At 60.3% G+C, this 5451-nt stretch carries 6 protein-coding genes and 2 tRNA genes; all 8 read right to left on the bottom strand.

Annotation, left to right across the window (positions count from 1 at the left end):
* Nucleotides 1–2: 2 nt before the first annotated feature.
* A tRNA-Asp gene (locus tag HY737_05360) sits at nucleotides 3–76 on the bottom strand.
* Between the two features lie 34 nt (nucleotides 77–110).
* Nucleotides 111–458: a DUF4870 domain-containing protein gene (locus HY737_05355; GenBank protein MBI4597810.1), complete on the bottom strand. Its 348-nt coding sequence runs from the start codon at nucleotides 456–458 to the stop codon at nucleotides 111–113.
* Nucleotides 459–543: 85 nt separating this feature from the next.
* Nucleotides 544–617: transfer RNA gene (locus tag HY737_05350), tRNA-Val, on the bottom strand.
* Nucleotides 618–664: 47 nt separating this feature from the next.
* Nucleotides 665–2080 (bottom strand): hypothetical protein, encoded by a 1416-nt coding sequence (locus tag HY737_05345; protein ID MBI4597809.1) that lies wholly within the window; start codon nucleotides 2078–2080, stop codon nucleotides 665–667.
* Nucleotides 2077–2349 (bottom strand): hypothetical protein, encoded by a 273-nt coding sequence (locus HY737_05340; protein MBI4597808.1) that lies wholly within the window; start codon nucleotides 2347–2349, stop codon nucleotides 2077–2079. The genes HY737_05345 and HY737_05340 overlap by 4 nt, the downstream gene beginning before the upstream one ends.
* 2 nt (nucleotides 2350–2351) lie before the next feature.
* On the bottom strand, nucleotides 2352–3764 hold the full coding sequence (gene atpD, locus HY737_05335) for a F0F1 ATP synthase subunit beta (protein ID MBI4597807.1): 1413 nt from the start codon (nucleotides 3762–3764) through the stop codon (nucleotides 2352–2354).
* Between the two features lie 30 nt (nucleotides 3765–3794).
* On the bottom strand, nucleotides 3795–4673 hold the full coding sequence (gene atpG, locus HY737_05330) for an ATP synthase F1 subunit gamma (protein ID MBI4597806.1): 879 nt from the start codon (nucleotides 4671–4673) through the stop codon (nucleotides 3795–3797).
* Between the two features lie 6 nt (nucleotides 4674–4679).
* Nucleotides 4680–5451 (bottom strand): F0F1 ATP synthase subunit alpha (locus HY737_05325; protein ID MBI4597805.1); only part of this gene is annotated, 772 nt, incomplete at its 5' end.

Here is a 5451-nt window from a genome sequence, read left to right as displayed (position 1 = left end):
GGCGGGGACGACGGGGCTCGAACCCGCGACCTATGGCTTGACAAGCCATCGCTCTAACCAACTGAGCTACGTCCCCAAAGACTGGAAATGAGAGAGTCGCGATGGGACGGTCAGACGCCGGCTTGCTTGGCGGCAAACTCACCGATGACCGGAAGCTTGTACCATTGGCCTTGGTAGGCTTTGACCATGCAGATGATCCACAGCACGAGTGCGCCGATCTGCACCACGAACAGGGCCAGCCACCCTAAGATCGGAATGAGTGCTAGCACGAACGTCAGCACGAAGAGAGCGATCGAAAAGCAGATCGACTGCATCGCGTGAAACTTCACGAACTTGCTGTCCTTTTCCACGAGGAAGAAGACCAGCCCGGTGATGATCCCCAGCACATAGGAGAGGAGCGCCGCAAAATTGGTCTGCATCCCCGTCGAGCTCTTGCCAAGATCGCCCTGCTCTGCCATGGAGCCTCCCTGTGTTGGTGGCTGATGAAACGGGGTACTATCCTAGCTCCCCGACGAGAACTCGTCAACAGGAACGTTAAACGCGTGGGCGGAGGAGGGCTCGAACCTCCGACCTGCGGAATGTAAATCCGCTGCTCTAACCAACTGAGCTACCCGCCCTCGCAGGCTCTATGATACCGGATCTACCAGACAGTGGCGAGTGGCGATCAGCGGGGCATGAGGGAAAGCTGGGCCAGCAGCAGCAGGTTCGCCACGACCGTCGTGGTGATCGCGACCAACATCCCCGGGGCGAGCCACTGGGCGAAGGTGATGGTGCCAAGTTCGCGGCGCTCCAAGAGGCCGGCGGCAACGATGTTGGCGGTGGAGCCGATCAGCGTGGCATTGCCCATGAGCGTGCCGCCGAAGAGCATCGCCCACCACAGCGGGAAGGTCTGCAGGCCCTGCTGAGCCACATCGCCGACGATCGGCACAAAGGTCGCGACGGCCAAAACATTATCCATGACCGCGGTCAGTATCCCTGAGGACCAGACAAACAACGAGGTCAGGATCGGAATGTTGCCGCCGGAGAGCGCAATGATATGCTGAGCGAGGACGCTCGTCACCCCTGTTTGTTTCAATGTCCCGACGGATGAAAAGAGCATCAGGAAAAACACCAGCGTCCACCAATCCACCCGCTTCTCAACGAGTGAACGCGCTTTGTCTCCGCTTAAGGCCAAGGCGACGCCAGCCCCAAGGAGGGCCACCCCTAAGAGCATGGTGTTATTCGGCAAATGCAGCGCGTACTCCAGCGCGTGATGAAGTACCAGGCCTACGATGACCACGCCGAAGAGCCAGCCGGCTGTTCGAACGCCACGACGGGTCACATGCTCGGCTTCAACGATTGCTTCAAGCTTTCGCTCGCCCTTCTTGCCGGTGAGCACGGGCTTCAGCGCCTTAATGTCCTTGGCAAACATCTTCAAGCAAATCGGGATCGTCACCGCAAAGCAGACGATGGTGATCGGGGTCGCCCATCGCAAAAAGTCCAAAAACGTCAACCCGCTGCGCAGCGCGATGATCACCCCGACCGGGTTGCCGACCACGGTCGCGCTTGAGCCGATGTTCGTCGTAAAGACGATCATGAGGACGTACGGGATGGGGTTGATCTTCGCGCGGCCCAGCAGGTTGAGCATCGCCGCCACCATGAAGAGGATCGAGGTCACTTCATCCACCAGAGCCGCTGAGACGCAGGCCATGATCATCATGATGACCATGATGCGCTTCGGATGCGGCCCGACGATCAACAGCAGCCGGTCGATGACGAACTCAAAAAAATGCTTCTCCTCGAGAAAGCCGATGATGGTCATCATCGCGATCAAAAACAGGATGATGTCCAGGCCGGCGAATTCCACCAAATGGGGCACATCCAGCAATCCGCTCGCCAGCAGCAAGGCGATGCCGAAGGCGGCGAAGGCCAAGCGGTTTTGCCAGAAGAAAATGGCGCCGTAGAGGATGACGCAAAAACCGGCGACAGCCCAGACTTGCCTGGGGCTTAATCCGAGCAACGAAAAGAGCCACGGGGTCGCCACGAGACACAGCGCATACCAGATCCAATCCCGCCTGGCCGAAATCAGGTCGCCGATCATCCCACCCCCTGGACAGTTTCGGTGAGAATCGTCATGCGGTTGAGGGAAATTTCAAGCAGCCCTGCGCCGATGCGGGCGGATTTCCATATCGTCGGGCTTGCCGTCGGGCGCCACTGCAGCGTTCCCGGTTTCAATGTCGTGACCAACGGGGCGTGGCGGCACAGCATGCCCACGTAGCCTGGCTCGCCCGGCGCGATCACGGACACCGCCTCATCCTCAATCGCCACGCCTTCGGCGGTCAGCACGCGTAGATTGATGCGTTGTGCCATGTTTAGACGGCGGATTTCATGCGTTCAGCTTCGGCGTAAACTTCCTCGATTGCGCCCTTCATGTAAAACGCCTGCTCCGGCACATCATCAAGCTTGCCGTCGATGATCTGCTGAAAACCCTTGACCGTTTCTTCGCGCTTAACGTACTTGCCAGGTTGTCCTGTGAACGTTTCGGCGACGAAGAACGGCTGCGAGAGAAACCGCTGAATCTTGCGGGCGCGGTACACCACGGTCTTATCATCGTCGGTCAGCTCATCCATCCCGAGGATGGCGATGATGTCGCGCAGCTCCTTGTACCGCTGCAGAATGCGCTGCACCGAGCGGGCCACCTGATAATGCTCCTCGCCGACGATGTGCGGGTCCAAAATGCGCGAGGTCGAGTCGAGCGGATCCACCGCCGGATAAATCCCCAGCTCGGCGATTTGCCGCGACAACACCGTGGTGGCATCCAGGTGGGAAAAGGTCGTGGCCGGGGCCGGGTCGGTCAGATCATCCGCCGGCACGTAGATCGCCTGCACCGAGGTGATTGAGCCGCGCTTGGTCGAGGTGATCCGCTCCTGCAATTGGGCGAGCTCCGTCCCCAGATTCGGCTGATAGCCGACGGCCGAGGGCATGCGGCCGAGCAGGGTTGAGACTTCTGAGCCGGCTTGGATATAGCGAAAAATATTATCAACAAAGAGCAGCACGTCCTGGCCGCTGTCGTCGCGGAAATATTCCGCCATCGTCAGCGCAGAAAGGGCCACGCGCAGCCGGGCTCCCGGCGGCTCATTCATCTGGCCGAAGACGAGGGCAGTTTTGTTGACCACACCGGAGTGATTCAGCTCAAGCCAGAGGTCGTTGCCTTCGCGGGTGCGCTCGCCAACCCCGGCAAACACGGAGACGCCGCCGTGCTCGGTGGCGATGTTGCGGATGAGCTCTTGCAAGATCACGGTCTTGCCGACCCCGGCCCCGCCGAAGAGCCCGACCTTGCCGCCTTTGGGGTACGGCGCCAGCAGGTCGATGACTTTGATCCCGGTTTCAAAAATGTTGCGCACTGGCAGCTGATCTTCAAATGAGGGGGGTGCCCGATGAATGGGTGCCCGCTTGTTCGGCTCCGGCACCGGGCCGCGCTCATCCAGCGGCTCGCCCAAGAGGTTGAAGATGCGGCCAAGCGTTTGCTTGCCCACCGGCACGGTGATGGGCCCGCCGGTATCGCGCGCCTTCATGCCGCGCACCAGCCCGTCGGTGGAGTCGAGGGCGACGCACCGCACGGTGTTGTTGCCGATATGCTGGGCGACTTCCAGGGTCAGGTGGATATTCTTGTCCGGCTCATCAATGCGGATCGCGTTCAAGATCGTCGGCAGATGCTCTGCCGCAAACCGGATGTCCACGCTGGGCCCGATGACTTGCACCACAGCTCCGATGTTGTCAGACATTACAACTCCACATGGTGTGTTTACACGCTATTATTTTAGCGCTTCGGCGGTGCCAACGATCTCGCTGAGCTCTTTGGTAATCGCCGCTTGGCGGATCTTGTTGCGCTGCAGGGTTAGGGATTTGAGGATCTCTTCAGCATTATCGGTGGCGTTTTTCATGGCGATCATCCGGGCAGAATGCTCGGCGGTGAAGGCTTCCAGCATGATGAGCTGGAACTTCGCCAGCGCCCATCGCGGCAGCAGATCCTCAAACACGCGCTGCGGCGACGGCTCGAAGATGTATTCCGACGGGGTGACCGGGTGACCGGGTGACCGGGTGGCCTGGCCAAGTTCGATGGGCAACCATTGGAGCAGTGTGGGTTTTGACGTCGTCGCGGAGACGAACTTCGCATACAGCAAATGCACTGAGCCGACCTGGCCGCTCGTGAAGCGCTCCATGACTGTGCGCGCGATCGCGTCGGCTTTTTTCAGATCAGGCCGCCCTGCCAGATCCAGATATGACTCGACGGCGGTGTAGCCGCGCTTGGTGAAATAGCGGTGGGCCTTCTTGCCGATGAAGATGAGCTGCGTCGTCTTCAGCGTGTCGCGCTTGAGCGTCGCTTCCGCGAGCTGAATCAGATTGGCGTTATAGGCGCCGCATAAGCCCGCATCCGAGGAGAAAACAACCAGCAAGCTTGGGGACTGTCCCCGAAGGGGACTGTCCCCAACGAGGGGGTGGCTGATCTCGCCGGTGGCGGCTAAGACTCGCCGCAGCAGCTCATCGAGAAATTCCGCCATGCTGCGCGCTTGCAGCATGCGGCCCTGGGCGCGCTTGAGCTTCGAGGCCGACACGAGCTGCATCGCCCGCATGATCTGCTTCGTGCTGCCGATGCTTCTGAGCCGTGATCGAATCTGCCGAAGCGATGCCATGGTGTGTTATGCGGTTGCCAGAAACTGCTGCTTGCACGCGACGGTGGCCTCATCGAGGCGCTTGGCGATGGCCTCGGCGAGGTCGTTGGATGTGGTGATCTCATGGATCGCGTCCGGGTATTTCTCATCGAGAAATGCGTGGAACGCGGCTTCAAACGCCTGCACCCGGTCTTTGGGGATCTCATCCAAATGCCCCTGCCCGGCGCTATAGAGGATGGCCACTTGATGGGCGAGGCTCATCGGCTGGTACTGATCCTGCTTGAGGATTTCCACCATCCGCTCCCCGCGGATGAGCTGGGCCTGGGTCGATTTGTCCAGCTCTGAGCCGAATTGGGTGAACGCCACGAGCTCGCGATACTGGGCCAGGCTCAGGCGCAGCCGGCCGGCCACTTTTTTCATCGCCTTGGTCTGCGCGTTGCCGCCCACGCGCGACACCGACAGCCCCACATTGAGCGCTGGACGCACGCCGGCGTAGAACAAATCGCCCTCAAGATAAATCTGTCCGTCGGTGATGGAAATGACGTTGGTTGGAATATACGCGGAGACATCGCCGGCTTGCGTTTCAATCACCGGGAGTGCCGAGAGGCTGCCGCCGCCGAGGTTGTCGCGCAATTTCGCCGCGCGCTCCAGCAACCGTGAATGCAGATAAAACACATCGCCGGGGTACGCCTCGCGTCCCGGCGGGCGGCGCAGCAGCAGCGACAGCTGCCGATAGGCCTGCGCATGTTTTGAGAGATCATCGTAGCAGCATAACGCGTGTTTGCCTCCATACATGAGC

The organism is Candidatus Omnitrophota bacterium (genome assembly GCA_016209275.1).
Lineage (GTDB): Bacteria > Omnitrophota > Gorgyraeia > Aquiviventales > Aquiviventaceae > JACQWM01.
This window is presented reverse-complemented; position numbering and strand designations above follow the sequence as displayed.